Source organism: Burkholderia sp. Ac-20365, from assembly GCF_017104715.1.
In the GTDB taxonomy this organism is placed as follows: domain Bacteria; phylum Pseudomonadota; class Gammaproteobacteria; order Burkholderiales; family Burkholderiaceae; genus Paraburkholderia.
Genome location: NZ_JAAGPI010000032.1, coordinates 71,443 through 92,470 on the forward strand (window position 1 = coordinate 71,443; position 21,028 = coordinate 92,470).

Consider the following 21,028-nt stretch of genomic DNA (forward strand, 5'->3'; position numbering starts at 1 on the left):
TGAAAACGCGAACCACTCAGCGGCCATCGGATACTTCGAGTGCATTGGCGGGCTCGGGCCGGAACACCGTCGCCGCGCCGTCCGTGTCTGCGACGGGCACGCGCACGCCGCGCCACACCACCGTCGAACCAAACGATCCCGCCATCCATTGCGCAAACAGCAACGCATCGCGCACGGGCATCGACGCGAGATCGCGCCAGAACGTGCCACGCGCGCTGCGCTCGCCGCTCGCGAGCACATGCAGGATGCAACGCGCCGACACGCCCGTTGCGGCCGCCACACCGAGCGCAATCGACGCAGCGTGATGCGCGCCCGCGCCATGCAGCGCGAATGCGAGCCACGCGCCGCAGAGCATCCACGGCAGCGTGAAGGTCACGAACAGGAACGCGAAACCCATGCGGTTCACCGAGCGGATCGTGCGCAGCCAGCGCGTTTCGCGATCCCACAGCGCCGTGAGCGTGCATTCCGTCACATCCGTTTCGACCACGACGGGCGACAGCACCGTCTGCAAGCCCAGTTCGCGCACATGGCCGGCGAGCCAATAGTCGTCAGCGAGCGTATTGCGCAGCCGCTCGAATCCGCCGATACGCTCGAGCGTGCTACGCCGCAACGCCAGCGTCGCGCCGAAGCCAAAGCGCGACGAGCCGAACGCATGCGCGATGCGCACCGACGGCACGAACCACTCGTTGATGAATTGTGCGCCGACGCGCGACCAGAATCCCGCAATGCCCTTGGCCCGATACAGACAGGTAACGACGCCAACCTGCGGATCGGTGAGCGGCGCGCAGACGCGTTCCAGATAATCCTCCGCGACCGCAATATCGCTGTCGGCGAGCACGAACACGTCATGACGCGCCGATTGCGCGAGATTGATCAGATTGCTCACCTTGAGATTCGTGCCGTGCACGCGCGCATCGACGACCAGCGAAATCCGGCATTGCGGATAGGCAGCCTGCAAGCGATGCACGATCGAGACGGCGGGATCGTCCGCGCGCGATACGCCACAGATCAGTTCGAAGCACGGATGCGTCTGCACGCAGAACGACGCGAGATTCTCAAAGAGGCGCGGTTCGGCGCCGCACAACGGCTTGAGCACGCTCACGGGCATCAGCGGACGCGCAGCCATGCCGCGCCGTTCGCGAGCGGCGGCACGCGACATCGACACGAGCGTGGCCGCCACGGCCACGACGGCATACAGCGCGGCGCCGATCACCAGCACCATCGGCAAGCCATAGATATGCAGCAGCGCGTCCTGCATGGCGTCGATTGCTCCCACTGGGAAAAACGGAGGCTGACGCGCCGTGTCGACGCGCAGCCGTGAATACACAACGGGCGACGCCCGCTACCATCCCGTCGCATGGACGGGAACGTAAGGCACGCCAGTGAAATGCAGATGAAGGATCACGAGACTGCGCGCGGGACAGATAGCCGACACGCACACGGCATCGCGCCGTGGTCCGATGAAATGCGCATGACGCCGTCGCAAGGCCGCGCGAAACGCGATGCGTGCCGCGCGACGTGTAATGAGAACGGCAGCCAGCAACAGGCCGAATGTCAGCACGCGGAACGTGGTCGTCTCGAACAGCGTCTCTGGGAACTTGCAGAAAAAAAGCAGGCTTACGACGCAGACATCGATCGCCGTCGCGGCAACCGAGGCCGTGACGAGATGCGCGCGGATCATCTGAACAGTGGTGTGCTTCATGGCGGAGCCAGCCCTACATGGCGCGCACCGTCCGCTATGCCTGCTTCGATAACGTGAAGCCCGCGTGACGATGCGACAGATTCGAGCGTGTCCAGACTTGCTGGACACGACGCACCGATCTTAGCGAGCGCATTCTGAAGGGAATATTAAGCACCTTGACCCGATATGCGTTTCAGGCGCCTTGCATCACATTGCTTGCGGCTTACGGCAGCATCCGCTGCAACACGTTGTCCTTCAGCACGATGCGATGGAACAACGCGCCGCCGATATGCAATACGATCAGCGCGAGCAGCACCCACGCCAGCACGCTATGCACGTCGCCGAGCGCATGGCCCGTCGGCGAACCCGTCGCGCTCAGATCAGGATAGCGAACGATGCCGAACAGCTTCACCGCCCAGCCGCGCGACGATGCATTCGCCCAGCCTGCAAGCGGCACCCCTACTAATAGTGCATAGAGCAGCGTATGCGTCGCGCCTGAAATGAAGCTGAGCGCGCGGGACAGCTCGGCCGGCTGCGGCGCATGTGTCGCGCGCCAGACGACGCGGCACGCCACCGCCGCGACGATCGCCGCGCCCACGCCGAGATGCCACGCAATCAAGCCATTGGGCAAGGTGTCGCGATGCACGTCGGGCATCGTCCAGCCGATCACGAACTGCGCGGCGATGAGCAGCGCGACCAGCCAGTGCAACAGGCGCGCGATGCCGTCGTAGGCGGGACGTTGGGCAAGGGCGTTCAGGTTCATTGTGGTTCTCGTTCGAAATGACGCGGCGTGCGGAAGCCGGCGTGACGCACGCACGCCGCATGCGCCACGCGGCGATGCTAACGGCGCAATCCTGAAGAAAAGCTTAACGCCCTCAAATGACGGCCCGCGCACGTACACACGCGAAAACGGCGCTAGACTCGTAGCAAACACAATACGCCGTACCCACCATGCGCATACTTCTCGTAGAAGACGACGACCTGATCGGCAGCGGGCTCGAAGTCGCGTTGCGTAACGCGGGCTTCACCGTAGACTGGGCGCGCGACGGCCAGCATGCCGATATCGTCCTCGCGACCACGCACTACATGCTCGTGGTGCTCGACCTCGGCTTGCCGAAGCTCTCTGGTATGGAGTTGCTGAAATCGCTGCGCCAGCGCGGCAACGCCGTGCCCGTTCTCGTGCTGACCGCGAAGGACACGTCCGCCGACAAGGTGCGCGGCCTCGACGCCGGCGCCGACGACTATCTGGGCAAGCCGTTCGATCTCGCGGAACTGATCTCGCGCTGCCGCGCGCTGATCCGCCGCTCGCAGGGACGCGGCAGCGAACTGATCGTATGGCGCGACCTGAGCGTCGACCCCGTCGCGCAGACGGTATCGAAGAGCGGCGTGCGCGTGCCGCTCACCGCGCGCGAATGGGCCGTGCTGATCCACCTGCTCACGCACGCGGGCGTGCCGCAGCCGCGTGCGCGTATCGAGGAGAGCCTGTACGGCTGGCACGAGGAAGTCGAGAGCAATGCGATCGAAGTTCACGTGTCGAACCTGCGCAAGAAGCTCGGCGGCGATGCCATCCGCACGGTGCGCGGCTTCGGCTACGTCGTGGACAAGACATGACGGTCGCGCACTCGACGTCGATCCGGCGGCGTCTGATGTGGCTGATTCTCGTCAGCGTCGGCGCCGTGTGGGCGGTGATGTTCGCATGGAGCTTCAGCAACGCGACGCGCGAAGTCGACGAATGGGACAAGGCGCGCCTCATTCAGCTCGCGCATCTGCTGATCCAGCTCGACGCGCCGAACCTCACGCGGCTCGCCACTGCCGGAATCGACGTGCGCAACGAATACACGCGCGCGTCGCCTGCCGTCGATGACGACTCCGACGCCCAGCCGCGTTATGCGCTGTTCGAAGTCCGCGATGCAGCGGGCAACGTGATCGCCGCCAGCACAGGGATCAAGCCCGCGCATCGGCCGACCGATCCCGGCGACGCCGCGCAGGATGTGCACACAATGAGCGTGGATGGGCGGCCGTGGCTCGCCTACGCGTTGACCGACAGCGCGTCGGGCCGCACCGTGCGCGTGTTCGAACCCGCCAACATGCGCAGCGACCTGACCACGGGCGTCGCGAGCCGCATTGCGCGTCCCATCGTCTTCGCCCTGCCCGTGCTCGCGCTGCTGGTCTGGTTCAGCGTGGGCCACAGCTTCCGGCCGCTGTCGACGATCTCCAAGGCTGTGCGCACGCGCGACAGCCGCAACCTCGAGCCGATTCACGTCAATCCGTCGCCTGCGGAAGTGCGGCCGCTCGTCGACGCGATCAACCAGCTGCTCGCAAGGCTGCAACAGTCGATCCTGCGCGAACGCGCCTTCACGGCCGACGCCGCGCACGAACTGAAAACGCCGCTTGCCGCGATCAAGGTCCAGGCGCAGGTCGCGCTTGCCGCGCACGACGCCGCGCAGCAGCAACAGGCGATGCGCCGCGTGGTTCAGGGCGTCGACCGCAGCGCGCATCTGGCCGAGCAGTTGCTGCTGCTCGCGCGGCTCGACGAGCGCGACATGGTGGCGACGGCACGCGTGCCGCTTTACGAGGTCGCCGGCGAGGCGATCGCTTTTCGTGCGCAACAGGCCGAAGACAAGGCGATGATCGTCGTACTGTCGGGCGAGCGCGACGCCGAAGTCGAAGCGGACCGCACGCTGGCCCGCACGCTGATCGACAACCTGCTCGACAACGCGATCAAGTACGGCGAGACGGCTGGACGCGTGCACATCAGCGTGCTGGCCGATGCGCAGACCGTCACGATCACCGTCTCCGACAACGGCCCCGGCGTCACCGACGAAGAGCGGCTGCGCCTCACCGACCGCTTTTTTCGCGGCGCGTCGGCATCGGCGAGCGGTAATGGCAGCGGCCTGGGGCTATCGATCGTTGCGCGCATCGCTGCGCATTTCAATGCACAGGTGCATATCGGCTCGGGTGTCGGACGGCGCGGGCTCGCCGTGCAGATCGCGTTTCCGCGCGCGCCCGGCGTGGGAGTGGACAGCGCGACGCCAACCGCCTGACGCGACCGGGAATGATATCGATGCGCGCTGCAGGCGCATGTTCGGCTCTCGTGTCAACCATGACGGACGTGTGACAACGTTGCGTCGTCCGTCTTCCGCTGGGAACGCGGCATGAGACCCGTGGCATGCTCCACCGCATGATAGGCGACGGCTTCTATCGCACGCGATGAGCCGTGCGCCAGGCGAGGCGCATTCAGGCGTCTGGCGCCGCCAGGGTGCGGGTGAAGAAAAGAGGGAAAGTTGAAATGAATGGCTCGCCGCGATGCGGGCGGCGCTCATTCGTGCATCAGGGAAACAGTGGCAGCGACATCGGCATATCGACGCGCGCGGTTTTCGCGCGGGCGGGACGCGCTGCGCGCGGCTTGCGCTGGCGCATCGGCTTGCTGGCACGATCGAGGCATCGGCACACACGCGCGAGCGCGTTCGAGAACGAAGCGGGCTGTGCCATCATCGACGGCAGCGATGCCTCCAGTTCTATCAGCAACATCGGCAAGGTCGGTGCCGGGGATTGCAGGGTCTTCCGTGGTCGGTTTGTCATGGACGCCTCTCTGGAACGCTGCGGGCACTGTATCACAGGCAGGCATCCGTCCTCGCCGGGCGCCGCCGGTCATGCGTCAGACATGCGCTTCCTCGTTGCCGGCGAGCATCGTGCCGCGGCAAGCCGGTGATCCGCAACGGCATGCGTACTGCCGGCGTGTTTCTTCGTCCTGCGGGTCGTCGACGGCGAGTCCATACGTGATGAACAGTTCTTCGCCGCGCTGGATATCGACGGCGGCTTCGATGAACACGCGTCCGTCGATCTCGACCGCCTCGCAGTTGGCCTTGCATGCATGGTTCAGCCAGCGCGCGCTATTGCCGCCGATGCTGCCGTCGATCACGCGCCCGTCCGAAAGCCCGAACACGAACGTGTGTCCATAGTCGCCCGTCCGTTCGATACGCCGCGCGGCGCGCCGCCACGACGTCACTTCGCCCTTGTATTCGATGATGCGTTCCCCCGCTGCGAGCGCGCAGAGTGCGAACACACCTTTGCCGTGAATCGGCGACCGCTTGACTGATAAACGACGCATGGCCCGCTTTGAAAGAGGTTGGATCGATCAAGTATAGGGCGCGAAAAAAATGTGCTGTTATCGAAGTGCGTATGTTCGTTGTGTTGTTTGCATCGGGAGCTTGAGGATGGGTCGACGGGTTGCGTTCATTAGCTCATCAGAAGCGCGTGCCCGTGCGCTTCACGACCGCAACGCTCACCGCCACCGCGCCGCGCGCGCCTGCGCTGCGCGGCTCGAAAACCGGCGCATCGGGATCCGCTTCACGAGCGAGCCGCGCATACAGATCCGGGCGGCGTGCCTCGAACCAGCCGTGCGCCGGGCTCGCGCCGAGCGCGGCGGGATCGAGGTCCGCCGCAATCATGTCGTCGCCGCCCGCGCGTTGCGCGATCAGCTTGCCGCACGGATCGACGATCGCGCCATCGCCCGTTTCGCTGTAGACGACGAACATGCCGTTGTCGAGCGCGCGCGCCGGCAGCGTGCGGTGCATCCATGCGCGTGCCTGATCGGCGGCCGCCGTTTCATCTGCCTGCGCATGCGGCGCAACCAGCAACGCGGCGCCGAGCAAAGCCGCCATCCGCGCGTTCTCCACCAGATAGTTGTCGCCGCCGATCAGCACGGCAATCCGCCAGCCCGCCTGCGCATCGAACACGGTAAAGCCGTCGCCGCGTGCGATATGCCGCTCGCCATCGCGTTGCAGCTTGCGGTGCACGTGCCGCTCGCCGCCCGGCAGGCATACGACATAACTGCTATACAGATCGCCGCTCGACGCGCGTTCGATCAAGCCGACGCCCGCTGCCACACCCGTTCGGTCGACCGCATCGGCGACGGCCCGTACGCCTTCGCTATCGACGCTCGCCGCAAGCGACTTCATCTGCGATCGATGCGTTCTGAGCCTGTCCGCCGACGCGCCCGCGTCCATGCCGCCTGTCAGGCAGGCTTCGGGAAACACCGCAAGACCGACGCGTTCGCGCGCCGCCTGCTCGATACGCGCGACGACGTGGTCGGTGTTGTGATCGATCTCGCCGCGACGGGCTTCGAACGGAATCGACGCGACTCGCAGCGCTGCTGAAGGCAAAGTGAACATGGCGGAGATCCGATGACAGTAAGAAACACCTCCATTGGACCGCTGGCCGTTCGATCCGTAAAATGAATAATTCGATCGATATGATAACCATCAAGAATGGAAATCCGTCTGCTGCGCGCGTTCCTGACCGTCACGGATCTGCGCCATTTCGGCCGCGCCGCCGAGGCGCTGCATCTGAGCCAACCCGCGTTGAGCAAGCAGATCGTCGCGCTCGAAACGAGCCTCGGCGGGCGGCTGTTCGAGCGCGGCCGTCACGGTGCCGAGCTGACGGCCTTCGGCGAGGTGTTCCTGGCCGACGCGCAAGCGCTCGTGCGCGATGCCGACGACGTGCTCACCCGCGCGCGCGAGGCGAGCAGCGGACGACGCGGTCATCTGCGCATCGGCCTGTGTCTGTCGACGCTGACGCTCGCGCCACCCTTGATCGCCGCGTATCGCGCGCAGCATCCGCAGATCGGCGTGAGCCTGAACGATCTGTCGTCGGCGGAGCAGACGCGGCGCCTGTTCGCGGGCAAACTCGACGTCGGCTTCCTGCGCCTGCCCGCAAGCGCGGGTCTGTCGGCGTTCGCCGTGATCGACGAAACGCTCGCGATCGCGGTGCCGCAGCAGGCGAAATGGAAACGCCTGCCCGCGAGACTGGAAGAACTGAACGAGCTGGGTTTTATTTCACTGGCGCGCAACAAGGGGCCGGGAACGGCCGCGATGATCGACGCATGGTGCGCCGAACGTGGCTTCGCGCCGCGCGTGATCCAGCAGGCGGACGATTTTCAGTCGGTGCTGGCAGGCGTCGCCGCGGGTGTCGGGGTGGCGTTCGTGCCGTCGCGCGCGGAACATCTGCTGCGCGACGCGAAAGTGCTGCGTCTGAAGGACGCGTCAGCGCAATGGCGCGTCGGGCTTGCGTGGCAGACGCAACGGGAAGACCCAGTCGTGATGCGCTTCGTCGACTACGTGCGCGCCGCGACGAAGCATGGCGCGCAGGCGTGAGCATGTATCTATAGCGTGAGGCGCGCTTCCAGGCCGCCGCCTTCGCGGTTGCGCAAGGTGAGCGTCGCGCACATCGACTGCGCGAGCTGCTTTGCGATTGCGAGCCCCAGCCCCGTGCCGCCCGTCTCGCGGTTGCGCGAGCTTTCGATCCGGTAGAACGGCTGGAACACGGCATCGAGCAGTTCCTGCGGAATGCCGGGGCCGCGATCGAGCACGGCGATAGACAACTGATGTCCGCGCGCTGTATCGACGCTCACTTCCACCGACACCGCTTCATGCCCCGAGTACTTGAGCGCGTTGTCGATCAGATTGCCGAGAATACGCCGCAGCGCCTGCGGACGCATCGTCACTGGCTTGCCGACATGACCCGTCAGCGAGACAGGGTCGCCCGCATCCGCATAGTCGCTGACCATGCTTTCGATCAGCGCATCGGGATCGACGCGGACCGGCTTTTCATCGGCGCCGTGCAGCGTGCGCGCGTAGGCGACGCCCTCGCGCACCAGCAGCTCCATTTCCTTCAGATCTTTTTGCAGGCGGGCCCGCTCGGTTTCGTCGTCGAGCAGATCGGCGCGCAGCCGCATGCGCGTGATGGGCGTTTGCAGATCGTGCGAAATCGCCGCGAGAATCTGCAGCCGCTCGCGCATATAGATACCGATGCGCGCCTGCATCGCATTGAAGGCCTTCGACGCGCGCGCCACTTCCTCCGGCCCGTCTTCGGGCAGCGCAGCGGGCGCGAGATCGGGGCCGAGCGTATCGGCGGCACGCGCGAGACGCTCGAGCGGCCGGGTCGCGAGACGCACGGCGAGCCACGCGCACCCGGCGAGCAGCGCCAGTTGCGCGATCAGCACCAGCGGGAGCCACGGCGACAGCGGGATGCCGTGCATCGGATGCATGTCGATGGTGAGCGGCGTGCCGTCGCTCAGCGTGAGGTGCACTTCGAGATGCTCGCGCTCGCCGGGCACGGCGTTGGCGGTCACCTTGTAGCGCGAGCCGATGTCCTTGGCGATCGATTCACCGATTTCCTGCGACAGCTTCGCGTCCGGCGGCATGCCGCGCGTGCCCGGACCGAGCACGAAGCGATAGGTGCGCCGCCCGAGCTTGGGCAGCCATTCCTCGCGCTCGGCGGGCGTCAGCCGGTCCAGCAGCGCGACGGAACTGGTCACTTCCTGGCCGATGTAGCCGACCATCACGTGCATGGTCGCCTCGTTGCGCTCGGTCATCGTGAGCCAGAACGACAGCGTCTGCGCGGCGAGCAACCCCGCAACGAAGATCAGCGACAGCCGCACGAACAGCGTGCGCGGCGGCCACAGCCCATGCAGCCGGTTCATAACTGCGTTCATCCGCCGTTGTCCTCGGGTGTGACGAGCGACGAGAACACATAGCCTTCGTTACGCAGGGTCTTGATGTAGCGCGGTTCGCGCGCGTCGTCGCCCAGACGCTGGCGCACGCGGCTCACGAGCAGGTCGATCGAGCGGTCGAACGGCTCGGTCTGCCGCCCTTGCGTGAGCGTGAGCAGCTGGTCGCGCGTCAGCACGCGCTGCGGATGATCGACGAACACGCGCAGCAGCCGGTATTCGGCGCCGCTCAGTGCGACCATCGTGCCGTCGCTGTCGATCAGATTGCGGCCGATGGTATCGAGCCGCCAGTCGCCGAAGCGCAGGAAATGCGCGCCGCCCGCCGGTTCAGGATCGCCGCCCGACGGCATCATGCGCGCCCGCCGCAAAATGGCGCGGATGCGCGCCAGCAGTTCACGCACCGCGAACGGCTTGGCGAGGTAGTCGTCGGCGCCCATTTCGAGGCCGACCACGCGGTCGGTTTCTTCGCTGAGCGCCGTCAGCATCAGGATCGGGATGGTCTGAAACTCGCCCGCGCGCAGTTCGCGGCACAGGTCGAGGCCGCTTTCGCCGGGCAGCATCAGATCGAGCACGATCAGGTCGGGCCGCTCGTCGGCGAGCGCGGCGCGCATCTGCCGGCCGCCCGACGCGAGCGTCACGCGCACGCCATTCCGGGTGAGATACGTGCCGACCAGCTCGCGAATATCGCGGTCGTCGTCGACGATCAGAACATGATCCGTTTTGTCCACACGAGGCTCCTTCGCCTGCCAGAGTTCGCTTATCTTACGCGTGCTTGATGCGTGCTTGATGCGTGCTGTAAGCGTCGTTCAGGCGTCCTCGACCACGGACAGGCTCTTGCCATCCGCCACCGATGACTCCAGCGCATACGGATCGACGTCGTCCAGACAGCCGAGATTCACGCGCCACAGGTTCGGATCCTTGCGTGTCTGATGAAACGGATAGATGCCGCACTGCTTGCAGAAGTAGTGCTTCGCGACCTGCGTGTTGAACTGGTACAGCGTCAGGCTGTCTTCGCCCGACGTGATGCGCAGCGCGTTGGCCGGGAAGAACGGCGACATCAGCGCGCCCTTGCGGCGGCACAGACTGCAATTACAGCGCACGGCGGGCGTGACGGGCGTGTCGACTTCGAACTGGACGGCGCCGCAATGGCATGAGCCGTGATGAGTTGGCATGGCGAGGGTCCTCGTTTGCTGGCTGATTGCGATGACGCAGTTATACGCTGCCGCGTATCCGGGTTTGTGTCGTAATGTATCTGGAGGGTATGGGGATACAAAAAATGGGGGTTTTTTGGTTTGTCTGCGCGACGCTGGGTCGGTTTGCTTGTGCTTTTGCTGGCATCCGCGTTTTGTTATTGGTTCTTCACGCGTTGCCCCTGTGCGGGGCGGCACTTACTTTCTTTGCCGCGGCAAAGAAAGTAAGCAAAGAAAGCCGCTGAACACCGCAAGCTCCTGTTTTTGCCCACGGGCCCCCAACGGCCCCGTCCTGTTCGCGGCGTCGCTCTTCTCGATGCCCGCTGCCAGCCATCTTATTGAGCGCCTCACCCGCTTCACGCACCCGCGTCGCCCCATGCGCGATCAAATTGCGCACGTTCTATAGCGGCAAACTGTGTGTCGGCTTTCGCGGCTTATGTACTCCACTCCGGACTGAAAAACACGATCGGTGTCGTAAGAGCGCTGACGTGTGGAGCACTACGACCTACACACAGTTTGCCACCTGGGCGGCGCAAACCATTCGCTGCCGCTGGCAGCGCTACGGGTGATTGAAGCGGGTGAGGCGACTAGCCGAAGCGTTGGCAACGGGCATTGAATGGCAGGTTGCCGTTTGAAGTGGAAGAACCGTTGGGGGCCCTCAGGCAGTGGTCAAGAACGGGCGGTGTTAGCCCGCTTTCTTTGCTTACTTTCTTTGCGGCGGCAAAGAAAGTAAGTGCCGCCCCGCACAGGGGCAACGCGTGAAGCACCAGTAACAAAACGCGGATGCCAGCAAAAACACAAGCAAACCAAACCAAACCAAACCAAACCAAACCCAACCCCTACCGACACAAATCCCTCCTCCCTGGCGCCGTCGCAACATCCAGATCAAAATCCGCCTCCTGCAACCCTTTGGGACTCGTCCCAACCCAATGCAACTGCGTCGACGAACGCACCAGCCCGACACTACCCGTATAGGTCCACGCAATCGGCGAAGGCTGCGTACCTGCCAGCTCGATCGACGTCGGCGTCAACTTCAGATGCAGCAACCGCCCGTCCTGCGCGGGCACAAACGCCCGTTCGCCAATCACGGCAATGCCCGCCTCCCGCACTGACGCCGGCATGCAATCGAGCGTCGCCGTGGTCTGCCCGTTCGCGTCGATCAACTGCGCGAAACCCTGCCCCTTGTCGGTCGTCGCGACCACGACGAAGCGGTCGACGGACGGCACATACGCCGCCGAATAGGTGTAATACAACAGCCTGTCGGCGATCACACGCGGCTCGCTAAGCGCGCCAGTCGCGGGATCCAGCGTCGCCACCTTCAGCCGTGCATAGGTCTCGCCGCTCACGTATTGTTGCCACACGAGCAGCGCGCGCGTCGGCGAGCCGGCGATCATCGGCCACCATTCGCGCGTGCGCGGCGCGACATCGACGGCTTGCAGCAGCGCACCGTCGGTGTCGTAGGTTTTCACATAGACGCCGTTGCCCGTGCCGAGATTGTCGACGCCGCCGCCGTTCACCCAGTCGTTCGAATAAAACACGACGAAGCGCGAGCCGACAGCGGCGACATGGCCCGAATGCCCGCCCGACAGCACATCGTTCGGATACGGCTTCACGTCCTTCAGATCGGATGTATAGACGCCATAACGCTGACTGACTTCATTCGGCGTATTCCAGCCATCCTCGAACGACACCATCACGCGTCCCGTGTCGTTCTGCGCGACGGAAACAGGCTCCTGCGCCTCCGGCCGGCTGATGAACACGCGCGGACGATCGAGCAACGCCCGCTGCGGCGTCCAGCGCGCGATATAGACATCGTGCGTCCAGTTGCGATCGCGGCCCGCACCGCGTGGTGGCAGGCCCGAGCTGCTGAAGAACACAGTGGTCACGCCCTGCGCATCCGTGATCGCGCCGATACCGTGCATATAGGCACGCAAGTCGCCCGTCGGCACGCTCGCCGCTTTGGCGGGTTTGGCGTTCTTCGTCGCGCCCGCATGCGCGGGCGCGACAGCGCAGATCGGGCCCACCGTGGCGGCCGCCACGGCGAGTACTGCAAACAGAGTCCGCATGAGCGCCCTTCACTCCACCGTGACCGATTTCGCGAGATTGCGCGGCTTGTCGACGTCGGTGCCGCGCGCACAGGCCGTGTGATACGCGAGCAATTGCAGCGGCACCACATGCAGGATCGGCGACAGCGGCCCGTAGTGCTCGGGCAACTGGATCACGCGCAAGCCGTCGGCACTGGCGATCTTCGTGCCGGCATCGGCGAGCACGAACAGCTGGCCGCCGCGCGCGCGCACTTCCTGCATGTTCGACTTGAGCTTTTCGAGCAGCGCGTCGTTCGGCGCGATCGTGATGACAGGCATCTCGTTCGTGACGATCGCCAGCGGCCCGTGCTTCAGCTCGCCCGCCGGATACGCTTCCGCGTGCACATACGAGATTTCCTTGAGCTTGAGCGCGCCTTCCAGTGCGATCGGATAGTGCACGCCACGGCCGAGGAACAGCGCGTGATCCTTGCGCGCGAGCGCTTCCGCCCACGCGACGAGCTGCGGCTCCAGCGCCAGCACGCTATTGAGCGCGGCAGGCAGATGATGCAACTGGCGCAGTGCCTGCACTTCGTCGTCGGCGCTCACGCGGCCGCGTTCCTTGCCAAGCGTGAGGGCGAGCAGGAACAGCGCGACCAGTTGCGTCGTGAAAGCCTTGGTCGACGCAACACCGATCTCGGGGCCCGCGCCCGTCAGGTACTGCAACCCGGTGAGCCGCATCATCGAGCTATGCGGCACGTTGCAGATCGCCAGCGTGTGGTGATGACCGAGTGCCTGCGCATGCTTCAACGCGGCGAGCGTATCGGCTGTTTCGCCCGATTGCGACACGACCACCACCATCGCGCACGGATTAACCACACTCTCGCGATACCGGTATTCGCTCGCGATTTCGACCTGCGTCGGAATGCCCGCGATCGATTCGAACCAGTACTTCGCCGTCAACGCGGAGTAATAGCTCGTGCCGCACGCGAGCAGCAACAGCGAATCGATCTCGCTGAACGCGCGCTGCGCATTCGCGCCGAACAGCGCGGGCGTGATCGCGCGCACGCGCTCCGTCGCGTCGGCGACCACGTCGGGTTGTTCGAAGATTTCCTTCTGCATGTAATGCCGGTACGGACCGAGTTCGGCCGCGTAGTGGCTCGTGTGCTGCGCCTGCACTTCGCGGCGCACGGTCGCGCCATCGCGATCGACGATATGCACGCCGTCGCACGACAGCACCGCGATATCGCCTTCTTCGAGGAAGATGAAATGTTCCGCCGTGCCTGACAGCGCCATCGCATCCGACGCCAGATAGTTGCCGCGCTCGCCCACGCCGATCACGAGCGGCGAACCGGCGCGCGCGCCGATCACCCGGTCCGGCTCGTTCTTCGCGAACACGGCGATCGCATACGCGCCGCGCAGACGCAGCAACGCGCGCTGCACAGCCGTGAGCAGATCGCGCGATGCGTCCTGTTCCCGCACGTGATGAATCAGATGCGCGATCACTTCCGTGTCGGTATCCGATTCGAACACGTAGCCGAGCGCTTTCAGTTCATCGCGCAGCGACTCGTGATTTTCGATGATGCCGTTGTGCACGAGCGCGATCTCGTCGCGAGAAAAGATCGGGTGCGCGTTGTCGGTGACGGGCGCGCCGTGCGTCGCCCAGCGCGTGTGCGCGACGCCGATCGTGCCTGTCAGCCGTGCTTCCTGAACCTGCTCGGCGAGATTCGCCACGCGCTCGACGCTGCGCACGCGGCGCGGCGCGCCGTGCTGCAGGACGGCGACGCCGCACGAGTCATAGCCGCGATATTCGAGCCGGCGCAACCCTTCCGTCAGCACGCCGACGACGTCGCGCTGTGCCACTGCTCCTACGATTCCGCACATGGTGGTCTCCGTGGTGCGTGTATTTTTACGGTGGCGAAGCGCGCTTACGCGGCTTCGCGCTCGAACTGGTGCACGCTCATCACGTGCGAGATCATGCCGTCGTCGTCGTGATACGCGACGAGGCAGCGGCCCGCATCGCCTTCGGGAATTTCATGCGACGTTTGCGGCGCCGGTGTGTCGGCCGTCTGCGGCATGCGGCGCACGCGGCCCGTGTTCATCGCATCCATCTGGCGGCCGAAGGTCCACACGATCATCGACAGCGCGACGATCGCAATCCCCGTGATACCGGGCATGAACGCATTGAGCGACAGCTCTTCTTCGCTCGCATTCGCGAGACACCAGCGGATATACAGCGCGGCCAGCACCCACGTGCCGAGCACGAGCGCCGGCCGCACGAAGCGATACCACGCGACGGCGCGCATGGCTTTCGCCTTGCTGCTTTCGGTAGCGAACTGGGCGACGGACTGCTTCGAAACATCGATGATCGGGTATTCCATGTTGTTCCCCTGATTCTGTTGACTTGCGTTGTCAATTCGAGTGCGTCAATTCAACTGCTTCGGTACGTCATTCCGTGCGTTGCGCGAGCAGCGCCGCCGATGCATCGGCCGAGACTGCGCCCGCCGAGCGGATGCCGCGGTCCGGGCTGACCCAGCGCGCACGCTTTCTGCGGCGCTGGCTGATCACGCCCGGCAGCGCGATCACGGACGCGATCATGCTGATCGCCCAGAATGCGGCGGGATACCAGACGGTGTCGACGAAATAGCGCAGCAGGTTCTTGTCGTAGCGGCGATCGATCAGGCAGCCGATCAGGATCTGCACACAGCAGGTGGCAAACAGCAGCACACCCGTGCCGCGCGGCACGAATGCGAAGCGCCAGCTTTCGGGCAGCGTGAAGAGCGCGGTGGCCGCCATCATCACCAGCGTGAACAGCATGCAATACGCCCACACGATGCTGGTCGCGTACTCGACGAAGATCGGCCACATCATCATGTTGCGGCGGGACAGCACGGCACCCGCATACTTGAAGAGCACCTGGATGCCGCCCTTCGCCCAGCGCAGACGTTGTTTGTAGAGGCCGCGGAACGTCTCGGGCATCAGGATCCAGCTCAGTGCGCGCGATTCGAAGTCAACGCCCCAGCCCCGAACCTGCAGCTTCCAGCTGATGTCGATGTCTTCCGTCAGCATGTCGGAACTCCAGTAGCCCACTTCCTCGAGTGCGCGCTTCCTGAACATCGACACCACGCCCGACACCGTGAGCAGGCGCCCGTACATATGCTGCGTGCGCTTGATGAGACCGACGATCGACGAGAACTCGCCCACCTGCATGCGCCCGAGCAGCGACGAGCGCGTGCGGATGCGCGGATTGCCCGTCACTGCGCCGACGGACGCGTCGTCGAGGAAGTGACGCAGCATCCAGCCGATCGCTTCCTTATCGAGCAGCGAGTCGCCGTCGATGCACATCAGGTACTCGGCATCCGAGAGCATCGCGGCCGTCGTCAGGCCGATCGCCTTGCCTTCGTTCTGATGCTGATGCACGACGACGAGCTTCGGATACACGTTCACCAGCTGGTTCAGGATCGCGCCCGTTTCGTCGCGGCTGCCGTCGTTGATCGCGATGATGTTGTAGTTCGGATAGTTCAGCTGGTCGAGACACGCGATCACTTCGCGCACGTTGTCGGCCTCGTTGTAGCAAGGCACGACGACGGACACCTTCGGATACGACGCGAGCGGCGGCGCCGTCTTGCGCCCGGCATCGCGGCGCTCGATCAGCAGATAGTGCAGCAGTCCTCCGACCATCCACAGATACGCCATCAGCAGCGGATAGTAGAAGACGAAGTTGGAGATAACGCTCATTACGTTTTTCATTGTGGTCCCCTGGTCCGGGTTGGCATCGCGTGGATCGGCATACGTCGCGCGGTGCTCAACCCAACATCCCCTGATTCGTTCTCAGCGTGCTCTGCACCGACATCACGTCGCGCAGTACCGTCGTGTCCGGCCGGTTCTTCAGGAAGTCGTCCGGCCCGTAGCCCATATGCACGACGCCCGCCGCGTTGAGCCGCTTCATCTGCGCGCGCAGCACGGCTGCTTCGACAGGCTGCTGCGTCTGGCGGTTGATAGCGGGCAGCTCGAACACCGTCTTGGCCACCGCGCCCTGCTGCTTCAGCACGGTCTGCCGCAGGCTGTCGAGCCATGCGTCGCTGATGCGCTCGCCCGTGCTGCCTGGCGCCGCCGTCAGCGCGACGAAGTCGTAGTTCCCGAGCGCCGATGCGAGGCTCAGCGAGAAATTGCGCTCGGCGTTCGCATCGAACACGGCCTCGGCGGGCACCGTGCGCGCCGTCAGTACGTTGCCGCCGCCCTGATAGGCGCGCACGCGGTCCGCAAGCTGGTTCGTGAAGGTGTTCAGATAGCCGGTGCGGGCATTGGCCCAGCGCTGCATCAGATCGTCGGATGCATGAATCTGCGCGATGTCGCCCGGCAAGCCCCACGAGCGATACACAGCCAAGGCCGCTGCGCTCGAATCTTCATACGCGTTCAATGTTGCATCCGCGCCGAACACCACGCCGTTGAAGCTCGAATAGCGTGTGAGATCGTCGTAGATGTCCTGGATGGTCTGGCGCGCGACGGGATCGAACGGGCTCAGGCGTGGCGTGCGGCCATGCTTTGCGTCGGCGGGTGCGTTGGCGGCGACTTCGACGAAGCGGCCTGCTGCGGCATGACCCGTCGGCAGATCGAAGGCGAGCAGCGGCATGCGAGCGTACACCTGCACGCCGGCGCGTGTGATCAGCTGCCACGCGACGCGGTTGAACAGGTCCGCGCGCATCGGCAGATGGCGGCTCGGGTAGTACATCGCGCGCGCGACGCCCGTGTTGTCGGGATCCCAGTACGCCTTCAGGTACACGGACTTCGGCTCGAGATCCTTGATGCGGTCGAGCAGCCGGCCAAGCTTTTCTTCGCTCTTGTTCGGGTCGATGTCGTACATCTCATCGAGCGACACATTCACCACGCGCTCGACGGGATTGTGCTCGCCGCGGTAGTAGCGCGACGAACGCATTTGCGCGATCAGCGTGCCGACGTCCCAGTCATACGACACGAGCAGGCGGCGAATCTGCGTGAGCGGTACGTCGGGCGTATTCGGGCCGTCGTCGAGCGTGAAGTGGACGGACATGCCGAGCGCCTGCGATGCCTTGATGAGCGCCGCGTTGTACATGCCGTACGGCCACACCGCGGAGCGCACCGCGACGCCTGTGCGGTCCTGGATCATGTCGACGCTCTTCTTCAGATCGTCGTGCACGCGCGCCTGGTACTCTTCATCCGTTTCGTAGCGTTCCAGTTGCGGGTAGTACAGATGCGCGCTGGCGGCGGGCAGCTCGTTGCCCTGCGGATTGGCGAGCGCGCCGTGGTGCATGTCGTGCGTGTGCGACGCGACTTCGACGAGGCCGGAGTTCGCCATCTCCCGCAGATCGTCCCAGCTCATGAAGTAGCCCGGCGGCATCACCGACTTGTGGCTGATGCGCACGGGGTCGCCCGCGGGCGTATCCGTCCACCGCGTGACGACGCCGATCAGCGCGGGATAGCCGTACTGCTGCAGCAGCGGGAACGCATGCGTGAACTGGCTCTTGTACGCGTCGTCGAAGGTGAGCAGCACGGCGCGCGGCGGCAGGCGCGGCCCGCCGTTGCGCGATGCGACGATCTGGTCGACGCTCACCGGGCGGAAGTCCTTCGCCTTCAGCCACGCGAAGATCGTGTTGAGCGTGGCCGTGCTGATCGCGCAGGTATCGGCGACCGTCGACACATCCGCGCGCAGATCGTCGCGGATGTCGTGAATGGCGAGCACGCGGAAGGTCAGGCCATCGTCCGCGTCGGGCGGCGGCATGCGGTCGAGCGCGATACGGGCCTGCGCAGCGGGCACGGCGGCGAGGCCGGCGGCGAATGCGAGAAAACGTCTGCGATTGAGCTTGTCCATGATGACCTACAGGGGAATGTTCAGGTTCAGGTAAATGAGCTTGCTGGTCTCGCGCGTGTGGTCGAGACGCTGGCTGGAAAGGCCGAGGCCGTACGCGAGCGATGCATGCGCGCTGAACTGCCATTGCTGTTCGAGCCGCACTTCCCACAGCATGCTGTTGCCGATATCCGTCTGACGGTAGCCGCCAACCGTTGCGTACGCGCGGTTCGCGAGCGACTGGTCCGCGTTGCGCCACGAGGTCCACTGGTACATCGCCGTGAGCTGTGCCGTCATATCGCGATGCGGCGCGAAGTACGAGGTGTTCGCGAGCGTGTTGCTGGTCGTGTTGAGCTCGACCCACGTTGCGACGAGATGGCTCGGCGTGTTGATCAGACGCTCGTACCACGTGGCGACCCACGCCTGATTCAGGTTGGTGTCGCTGTAGCGCGTGGCGCCATAGGTGAGGTCGAGGTAGCGGTAATCGTCGACGCTGTAGCGCACGCCGCCCGTTGCCGCGCGGCCCGTGACGCCTGCCTGGTACGCTTTCCACGGCAGTGTGTTGACGTTGCTGTCCACGCCAGCCGAAAAACGCCAGCGGTCGTCGGGTGCGTACGCGAGACTGCCTGCGCCGCCCGTCTTCGCCTGCGGTCCCGTCGAGCGGTCGACTTCCGCCGCTGCGTCGATGCCATGAAAGCGGAAGTCCGCGCCGATGCCGTTACGGATGCGGCTCACGCTGTCGCCGTCGCCCGTGTTCGCGCGACCGCTGAACTGATGCGCAAACACGCGCCAGTAGTTCGCAAGCGGCATCGAGTAGAGCTGCGTATCGATGCCCCAGTTTTCGTCGGCGAGCACCGAATTACCCTTCTGCCCGTTGCCCGCGATGATCAGCTGCGGGCTCTTGTACGCCGCGTAATCCTCCTGAAACGTCTTCACCGTGTTGTTGTCGGGGAAGCGGTCGCTGAAGGTCGCGTTGACGTCCGCGGCACGATCGTACTGGCCGAGTTCGAGCGCCGTGCGGCCGAGACCCGCGAGCGTTTCGATGTCGCCGGGGTGATCGACGAGCGTACCTTCATAGACCTTCTGCGCTTCATGCGGACGCTGCTGCACGAGCGATGCATCCGAGCGCGCGCTGATCAGCGCGGGATCGAACGGTGCTTCGTGACGCAGTTCGTCGAGCGCGGCGACGCCTTCGCGCGTGCGGTCGGTGTAGAGCAGGTACTGCGCCTGCAGCTTCTTCACACGGCCGTAGTCTTCGTTGACGTCTTCCGGGTGCTCGGACAGATCGGCGCGAATCGGCGTGCTGGCGGAAATCTCCTTGAGCAGTTGCTGCGCATTGTCGTAGCGGCCCGAATCGAGGTACGCGAAAAAGAGCCCTTCCTGTACGTCGATGCGCTTTAACGCATGCGGCTCGACGGACGGCACGAGCGGTTCGACAGGCGTCTGCAACGCGCGCTCATACGCGGGCGCGGCCTTGCGCGGCTGGTCGATGTAGGTGTACGCGTCGCCGGCTGCAGCATACGTGCGCGCGGGCATCGGCTGGTTCGAGCGCGACAGGTCCTCGTAGAGCGCCGTCGCCTCCTTCATGCGACCCACACCCTGCAGGGCCGCGACCTTTTCCACGAGCACCGAACGACGCACGTCCGCGTAGTCGTCGGTTGACGGCATGCGCGCGAGCATATCGTCGATATGCGCAAGCGCCGTCTTCGTCTGTGCGAGACGGTCGGGCTCGTCGGAAGCCAGCGATTGCTGCCGGCCCCAATGCACTTCCGTTTCGACGACAAGCGCTTCGATCTGGAACAGGTCGTGATCGGAAAATGCGTCGCGGCTCGCGCGCGCTTCCTGGAGCGCAAGCTGCGCGGCGCCCGCGCCCGCTTCCGCGAAGATGCGTTTGCGGAGCTGGTCGCGCTCCGTCTCTACCTTGCCTTGTGCAACATGTCCTTCTGCGACTTTCCCCGTGGTTTCGGACGCAGTGGTCGGCTGCGCGGCGCAGTAGTCGCGCGCAAGCAGCACCAGCACCAAGGCGGTCGCCTTGACTGCGGCGTGCTTGCGTCGGCTAGAGCGTTTCGTTTTCATGGTTCCTCGCTTGTCGATGCCAACCTCCAGACAAAGCGAGTCCCCGCACCATGCAAATGGTGCATGGAGAGCAACAACGTCGCGTAGCCTGTGGAGAGGCGTGAAGTTCAGCGTCTTGTTTCGATGGCCGGTTGTTGCATTGCGCACCGGCCTCGTCATTTGCGCGGCGAGGCTATAGCGAAGTCCGTACCAGCACCCCGCTCAACCTTTTGCGTTAAGGGTTTTCTTCATAAACACCGCCGCAAGGAAACCGTAATTCGTCAAAAACGTTTCATTACTGAACTCGACAAGCATTGCCAATCAATTTCAAAGACAGGCAACGAGGGTCGAAATCATCACACTTTTCCGCGTTAAACCCATGCGCAGCAAAGAGCGTGCTTGTGCAATGCAATAGCTGCCCGCTTTGATTCAAAGCTGAAACGGCGTGCACAGCGAGAGGAATTCGTCTGACGCGCTCCGTTCGCGAAAGGTTGCGCGTGCACGCAGGCGTAGCGTTGGCGATGTGCGATGAAATCGATTGAGACGTGCAGAGAGATTCAACACGTGTGGCGAAGTGCGCAAGAAAACACGCATGGCACACGTTCTGCCCGCATGCCGCAAGTGTCGCAACATGCACACGACAATGTGCGCTGGCGCACACAACGCGTGTCCGCATCCGATGTGCGCTACCGCACAGAGCACGCGTTGCGGCGTCGGTTATCGTCTCGCTGCACAATCAAAGACGAA

At 64.6% G+C, this 21,028-nt stretch carries 18 protein-coding genes; 3 read left to right on the forward strand and 15 right to left on the reverse strand.

Translation table 11 applies throughout. From position 1 onward, the window contains the following. Positions 1 to 16: 16 nt before the first annotated feature. The 3 genes from hpnI to G3O01_RS35020 all read right to left on the reverse strand — a co-directional run bounded on the left by hpnI (position 17) and on the right by G3O01_RS35020 (position 2,444). Positions 17 to 1,258 carry a bacteriohopanetetrol glucosamine biosynthesis glycosyltransferase HpnI gene (gene hpnI, locus G3O01_RS35010; protein WP_205811570.1) on the reverse strand — a complete coding sequence of 414 codons (1,242 nt, stop codon included), beginning with the start codon at positions 1,256 to 1,258 and terminating at the stop codon, positions 17 to 19. A gap of 84 nt (positions 1,259 to 1,342) precedes the next feature. Further along, entirely contained in the window at positions 1,343 to 1,702 is a 360-nt protein-coding gene (locus G3O01_RS35015) for a hypothetical protein (RefSeq protein WP_205811571.1), read from the reverse strand. Positions 1,703 to 1,904: 202 nt separating this feature from the next. Next, a complete protein-coding gene (locus G3O01_RS35020) occupies positions 1,905 to 2,444 on the reverse strand; it encodes a cytochrome b/b6 domain-containing protein (RefSeq protein ID WP_205811572.1) in 540 nt (179 codons plus the stop codon). A 188-nt stretch (positions 2,445 to 2,632) separates the two neighbouring features. On the opposite strand from G3O01_RS35020, the gene G3O01_RS35025 reads away from it, so the two are divergent. Beyond that, positions 2,633 to 3,292, forward strand: a complete 660-nt coding sequence (locus tag G3O01_RS35025; RefSeq protein ID WP_205811573.1) for a response regulator — start codon at positions 2,633 to 2,635, stop codon at positions 3,290 to 3,292. Then, a complete protein-coding gene (locus G3O01_RS35030) occupies positions 3,289 to 4,725 on the forward strand; it encodes an ATP-binding protein (protein WP_205811574.1) in 1,437 nt (478 codons plus the stop codon). Before G3O01_RS35025 ends, G3O01_RS35030 begins: the two co-directional genes overlap by 4 nt. A 286-nt stretch (positions 4,726 to 5,011) precedes the next feature. Here the strand turns inward: G3O01_RS35030 and G3O01_RS35035 are convergent, their stop codons facing one another. From G3O01_RS35035 to G3O01_RS35045, 3 genes are all read right to left on the reverse strand, one after another. Continuing rightward, complete coding sequence (locus G3O01_RS35035; RefSeq protein WP_205811575.1) at positions 5,012 to 5,263, reverse strand: hypothetical protein; 252 nt, start codon at positions 5,261 to 5,263, stop codon at positions 5,012 to 5,014. A 76-nt stretch (positions 5,264 to 5,339) separates the two neighbouring features. Then, on the reverse strand, positions 5,340 to 5,792 hold the full coding sequence (locus tag G3O01_RS35040) for an SET domain-containing protein-lysine N-methyltransferase (protein ID WP_205811576.1): 453 nt from the start codon (positions 5,790 to 5,792) through the stop codon (positions 5,340 to 5,342). A 136-nt stretch (positions 5,793 to 5,928) separates the two neighbouring features. Then, entirely contained in the window at positions 5,929 to 6,855 is a 927-nt protein-coding gene (locus tag G3O01_RS35045) for a nitrilase-related carbon-nitrogen hydrolase (protein ID WP_205811577.1), read from the reverse strand. 96 nt (positions 6,856 to 6,951) lie between these two features. Between G3O01_RS35045 and G3O01_RS35050 the strand changes: the two genes are divergently transcribed. After that, entirely contained in the window at positions 6,952 to 7,836 is an 885-nt protein-coding gene (locus G3O01_RS35050; RefSeq protein WP_205811578.1) for a LysR substrate-binding domain-containing protein, read from the forward strand. Positions 7,837 to 7,844: 8 nt separating this feature from the next. Here the strand turns inward: G3O01_RS35050 and G3O01_RS35055 are convergent, their stop codons facing one another. The 9 genes from G3O01_RS35055 to pgaA all read right to left on the reverse strand — a co-directional run bounded on the left by G3O01_RS35055 (position 7,845) and on the right by pgaA (position 20,302). Further along, positions 7,845 to 9,176 (reverse strand): ATP-binding protein, encoded by a 1,332-nt coding sequence (locus tag G3O01_RS35055; RefSeq protein WP_205811579.1) that lies wholly within the window; start codon positions 9,174 to 9,176, stop codon positions 7,845 to 7,847. Further along, positions 9,173 to 9,919, reverse strand: coding sequence for a response regulator (locus G3O01_RS35060; RefSeq protein ID WP_205811580.1), 747 nt, complete (start codon positions 9,917 to 9,919; stop codon positions 9,173 to 9,175). The genes G3O01_RS35055 and G3O01_RS35060 overlap by 4 nt, the downstream gene beginning before the upstream one ends. 78 nt (positions 9,920 to 9,997) lie before the next feature. Continuing rightward, positions 9,998 to 10,363, reverse strand: coding sequence for a GFA family protein (locus G3O01_RS35065; RefSeq protein ID WP_205811581.1), 366 nt, complete (start codon positions 10,361 to 10,363; stop codon positions 9,998 to 10,000). A gap of 857 nt (positions 10,364 to 11,220) precedes the next feature. After that, positions 11,221 to 12,447, reverse strand: a complete 1,227-nt coding sequence (locus G3O01_RS35070) for a hypothetical protein (protein ID WP_205811582.1) — start codon at positions 12,445 to 12,447, stop codon at positions 11,221 to 11,223. A 9-nt stretch (positions 12,448 to 12,456) separates the two neighbouring features. After that, a complete protein-coding gene (gene glmS, locus G3O01_RS35075) occupies positions 12,457 to 14,286 on the reverse strand; it encodes a glutamine--fructose-6-phosphate transaminase (isomerizing) (protein WP_205811583.1) in 1,830 nt (609 codons plus the stop codon). Positions 14,287 to 14,330: 44 nt separating this feature from the next. Continuing rightward, positions 14,331 to 14,783, reverse strand: a complete 453-nt coding sequence (locus G3O01_RS35080; RefSeq protein ID WP_205811584.1) for a hypothetical protein — start codon at positions 14,781 to 14,783, stop codon at positions 14,331 to 14,333. A 67-nt stretch (positions 14,784 to 14,850) separates the two neighbouring features. Next, on the reverse strand, positions 14,851 to 16,140 hold the full coding sequence (gene pgaC / locus G3O01_RS35085; RefSeq protein ID WP_241024535.1) for a poly-beta-1,6-N-acetyl-D-glucosamine synthase: 1,290 nt from the start codon (positions 16,138 to 16,140) through the stop codon (positions 14,851 to 14,853). Between the two features lie 67 nt (positions 16,141 to 16,207). Further along, positions 16,208 to 18,250: a poly-beta-1,6-N-acetyl-D-glucosamine N-deacetylase PgaB gene (gene pgaB / locus G3O01_RS35090; RefSeq protein WP_205811586.1), complete on the reverse strand. Its 2,043-nt coding sequence runs from the start codon at positions 18,248 to 18,250 to the stop codon at positions 16,208 to 16,210. A gap of 6 nt (positions 18,251 to 18,256) precedes the next feature. Further along, positions 18,257 to 20,302 carry a poly-beta-1,6 N-acetyl-D-glucosamine export porin PgaA gene (pgaA, locus tag G3O01_RS35095; protein WP_205811587.1) on the reverse strand — a complete coding sequence of 682 codons (2,046 nt, stop codon included), beginning with the start codon at positions 20,300 to 20,302 and terminating at the stop codon, positions 18,257 to 18,259. Positions 20,303 to 21,028 lie beyond the last annotated feature (726 nt).

Coding starts and splice junctions, on each gene's coding strand:
- hpnI (WP_205811570.1), bottom strand. CDS start 1,258: ATGCAGGACGCGCTGCTGCATATCTATGGCTTGCCGATGGTGCTGGTG.
- G3O01_RS35015 (WP_205811571.1), bottom strand. CDS start 1,702: ATGAAGCACACCACTGTTCAGATGATCCGCGCGCATCTCGTCACGGCC.
- G3O01_RS35020 (WP_205811572.1), bottom strand. CDS start 2,444: ATGAACCTGAACGCCCTTGCCCAACGTCCCGCCTACGACGGCATCGCG.
- G3O01_RS35025 (WP_205811573.1), top strand. CDS start 2,633: ATGCGCATACTTCTCGTAGAAGACGACGACCTGATCGGCAGCGGGCTC.
- G3O01_RS35030 (WP_205811574.1), top strand. CDS start 3,289: ATGACGGTCGCGCACTCGACGTCGATCCGGCGGCGTCTGATGTGGCTG.
- G3O01_RS35035 (WP_205811575.1), bottom strand. CDS start 5,263: ATGACAAACCGACCACGGAAGACCCTGCAATCCCCGGCACCGACCTTG.
- G3O01_RS35040 (WP_205811576.1), bottom strand. CDS start 5,792: ATGCGTCGTTTATCAGTCAAGCGGTCGCCGATTCACGGCAAAGGTGTG.
- G3O01_RS35045 (WP_205811577.1), bottom strand. CDS start 6,855: ATGTTCACTTTGCCTTCAGCAGCGCTGCGAGTCGCGTCGATTCCGTTC.
- G3O01_RS35050 (WP_205811578.1), top strand. CDS start 6,952: ATGGAAATCCGTCTGCTGCGCGCGTTCCTGACCGTCACGGATCTGCGC.
- G3O01_RS35055 (WP_205811579.1), bottom strand. CDS start 9,176: ATGAACGCAGTTATGAACCGGCTGCATGGGCTGTGGCCGCCGCGCACG.
- G3O01_RS35065 (WP_205811581.1), bottom strand. CDS start 10,363: ATGCCAACTCATCACGGCTCATGCCATTGCGGCGCCGTCCAGTTCGAA.
- G3O01_RS35070 (WP_205811582.1), bottom strand. CDS start 12,447: ATGCGGACTCTGTTTGCAGTACTCGCCGTGGCGGCCGCCACGGTGGGC.
- glmS (WP_205811583.1), bottom strand. CDS start 14,286: ATGTGCGGAATCGTAGGAGCAGTGGCACAGCGCGACGTCGTCGGCGTG.
- G3O01_RS35080 (WP_205811584.1), bottom strand. CDS start 14,783: ATGGAATACCCGATCATCGATGTTTCGAAGCAGTCCGTCGCCCAGTTC.
- pgaC (WP_241024535.1), bottom strand. CDS start 16,140: ATGAGCGTTATCTCCAACTTCGTCTTCTACTATCCGCTGCTGATGGCG.
- pgaB (WP_205811586.1), bottom strand. CDS start 18,250: ATGGACAAGCTCAATCGCAGACGTTTTCTCGCATTCGCCGCCGGCCTC.
- pgaA (WP_205811587.1), bottom strand. CDS start 20,302: ATGAAAACGAAACGCTCTAGCCGACGCAAGCACGCCGCAGTCAAGGCG.